At 41.9% G+C, this 3,368-nt stretch carries 2 protein-coding genes and 2 pseudogenes; 2 read left to right on the top strand and 2 right to left on the bottom strand.

The window, feature by feature from the left end; translation table 11 throughout:
• Nucleotides 1-200 (top strand): annotated as a pseudogene (locus QZ359_RS04485) (TIGR00341 family protein); the annotation flags it as partial.
• Between the two features lie 163 nt (nt 201-363).
• Here QZ359_RS04485 and thrS read toward each other — a convergent pair.
• Both thrS and QZ359_RS04475 read right to left on the bottom strand, forming a co-directional pair.
• Complete coding sequence (thrS, locus tag QZ359_RS04480) at nt 364-2,307, bottom strand: threonine--tRNA ligase (RefSeq protein WP_261070935.1); 1,944 nt, start codon at nt 2,305-2,307, stop codon at nt 364-366.
• Nucleotides 2,308-2,347: 40 nt separating this feature from the next.
• Nucleotides 2,348-2,556: pseudogene (locus QZ359_RS04475) on the bottom strand (hypothetical protein).
• 315 nt (nt 2,557-2,871) lie between these two features.
• On the opposite strand from QZ359_RS04475, the gene rpsO reads away from it, so the two are divergent.
• Nucleotides 2,872-3,141: a 30S ribosomal protein S15 gene (gene rpsO / locus QZ359_RS04470; RefSeq protein WP_001018251.1), complete on the top strand. Its 270-nt coding sequence runs from the start codon at nt 2,872-2,874 to the stop codon at nt 3,139-3,141.
• Nucleotides 3,142-3,368 lie beyond the last annotated feature (227 nt).

Below are 3,368 nucleotides of genomic sequence, written 5' to 3'. Positions count from 1 at the left end.
AAACACTCCACCAAAAACAAGCCTCTTACGGTATTCAATCTGTTCAATTGAAAGTCAATCAAGTCCATAATTCGACAAAATTAGATAGTGAGATGACCAAGGAATTTTATGAAACCATTAACAAGTATATAGATCAAAAGCTATCTGAAAAGGATTCACAAAAAGATCTAGTAAAAGAAAATGAAGCAGACAAGGATTGAGGATATTGACCTTATCTAACTCATGAAAGCAAATCTTGGGAGAATATCATTTGTGGTGGTTTGACCAATCACTACTAGCTCAGGTTAAATAAAATATAAAAAGCAACAGCTGAAATAGTTGTTGCTTTTTAGGTAGCTAGGATTTTATCCCAGGTTTTATATCTTATTTCTCAACGCGTGATTTGTTGGCGATATCAGCAAGGATAGCTTGGACAAAGTCATCAACTGAGACAGTTTGTGTTTCTTTTTGGCCGTAGCGACGAACATTGACTGTTCCGTCTTCCATTTCCTTGTCCCCAACGATCAATTGGTAAGGAATCTTGCTTGTTTGTGAAGCACGAATCTTGAACTGCATTTTCTCATTGCGTTCATCCACGTCAGCACGAACCCCACGGTCACGGAGTTTCTTAGCTACTTCCCAAGCATAGTCCACGTGTTTTTCGTTAGATACTGGGATGAGGGTTACTTGGTGTGGTGCAAGCCATGTTGGGAAGGCACCCTTGTAGTTCTCAATCAAGATCGCTGTGAAGCGTTCCATAGTTGAGATAACCCCGCGGTGAATCATAACTGGACGGTGCTCTTCACCATCAGCTCCGATATATTTGAGGTCGAAGCGTTCTGGAAGCAAGAAGTCAAGTTGGATAGTTGAAAGGGTCTCTTCTTTACCAAGGGCAGTCTTAACCTGGATATCCAATTTTGGTCCGTAGAAGGCTGCTTCACCTTCGGCTTCAAAGTAGTCAACGCCCATTTCATCAAGAGCTGCACGAAGCATGGTTTGGGCATTTTCCCACATCTCATCGTTATCAAAGTACTTATGAGTATCTTGAGGGTCGCGAAGAGAGAGACGGAAGCGGTATTCAGTCAAGTTGAAATCTTCATAAACATCGATAATCAACTGAAGGGCACGTTGGAATTCTTCTTGGATTTGCTCTGGAGTAACGAAGAGGTGACCGTCGTTGAGTGACATTTCACGTACACGTTGAAGACCAGTAAGGGCACCAGATTTTTCATAACGGTGCATCATACCGATTTCAGCGATACGGATTGGCAATTCACGGTAAGAGTGAACATGGTGTTTAAAGACTTGAATGTGGTGTGGGCAGTTCATTGGACGAAGGACGAATTCTTCCCCGTCACCCATGTCCATAGTTGGGAACATGTCTTCTTGGTAATGATCCCAGTGACCAGAAGTCTTGTAAAGTTCAACAGAAGCAAGTGGTGGAGTGTAAACGTGTTGGTAGCCAGAAGCCAATTCTTTGTCGACGATGTAGCGTTCCAACTCACGACGGATAGTCGCACCATTTGGCAACCAGAATGGAAGTCCTTGACCAACCTCTTGAGAAATCATGAAGAGATCAAGCTCTTTACCAAGTTTACGGTGGTCACGTTCCTTAGCTTCTTCACGCATTTGAAGGTAGTTTTTCAAGTCTTTCTTGTCAAACCAAGCTGTACCATAGATACGTTGCATCATAGCGTTGTCGCTATTTCCACGCCAGTAAGCACCTGCTACATGGAGAAGGTGGAAGATTTGGATGCGGCCTGTTGATGGGACGTGAGGGCCACGGCAAAGGTCTACATACTCACCTTGACGATAGATAGTCAAACCACCTTCGTCTTCAGAGTGTTCTTCAATCAATTCCAACTTATAAGGGTCGTTCTTGAAGATTTCACGGGCCTCATCTTTAGTCACTTCTTCACGGATTGATGGGAAGTTTTCTTTGACGATCTTTTGCATTTCTTCTTCGATACGTGGAAGGTCTTCGTTAGAGATTTGACCAGCAGTGTTGTCAGTATCGTAGTAGAAGCCGTCTTCGATGGCTGGGCCAACTCCCAAGTGAATGTCTGGGAACAGACGACGAGCTGCTTGGGCGAACAAGTGAGCAGCTGAGTGACGCAAGATTGGAAGGGCATCTTCGTGGTCAGGTGTCACGATTTCAAGGCTACCATCTTCAGTGATTGCACGAGTAGTATCAATCAATTTGCCGTTAAATTTACCAGCTAATGCTTTCTTAGCTAGGGAATTGCTGATAGATTGGGCAATTTCAAAAGTTGTAACGCCAGATTCGAATTCACGAACAGCGCCATCTGGGAAAGTAATGTTAATCATGATGTTCTCCTTACTTATATTATTGACGAATGTGTTAACCCTATTCTGAAAACAGGGACAGAGGATTGTGAAAGCTAGAAAAACAAAAAGCGACATCCTCGAAAGGACGTCGCAACGTGGTTCCACCTTCATTTATGTTCCTCAAAAAAGAGGGACACCTCTGATTGGCTCTAACGTGGCCACCGTTTTATGTTTTCATAAAAAACTCAAGAGTAGTATCAGTTTAGGCTTCCTATGCGTTTCCAGCAACCACGCACTCTCTAGTAGAAAGGGACTAAGTGACTTGTCTCTATGGATTATTATAGCATGATTGTGAAAATTTTCAAGATATTTGTAGATTTTTTTGAATTTCCTCGTTGAGGGGGAGAATTAGGAATGGTAATCTTTAGAAGAAGTTGAGTATCTCCATTATGTTGGTGAAGTAAAGAGAAAGAAAGTAAATCTGTTGACAAAGAAGTTAGTTATTGGTAGAATAGGGATTGTCGTAAAGACAAATAACTTCTTCTTGGTTGCAGGCATGCCAACCTGTCACTCGGATGAAGCCAAATAAAAAGGAGAAACATCATGGCAATCTCAAAAGAGAAAAAAAATGAAATCATCGCACAATATGCACGTCACGAAGGTGATACAGGTTCAGTAGAGGTTCAAGTTGCTGTCCTTACTTGGGAAATCAACCACCTTAACGAACACATCAAACAACACAAAAAAGACCACGCTACTTACCGTGGATTGATGAAAAAAATCGGTCGCCGTCGTAACTTGCTTGCATACTTGCGTAAAAACGACGTTAACCGTTACCGTGAGTTGATCAACTCTCTAGGACTTCGTCGCTAATTCAAGATACAAAGGCCGTCAAAAGCACAAAGCAAAAATAGGAAAATTGACGAAGAAACTTCAGTTTCTAGGAGATTTTATCTTTTTTGCTTTGTGCTTAGGTCGTGTTCAATTGAGCATATCTTGATAATGAAGCTACTCTAAATTGGGTAGCTTTTTTACTTTTGTCACCTTACTTTGGTATGCTCAAGTATAATCTTCGGTTACAGTTCCTAGCACTGTAAGGT

Source organism: Streptococcus sp., from assembly GCF_019414905.1.
GTDB lineage: Bacteria > Bacillota > Bacilli > Lactobacillales > Streptococcaceae > Streptococcus.
The sequence above is the reverse complement of the archived record's forward strand: the minus strand, read 5'-3'. Positions and strand labels throughout refer to the sequence as shown.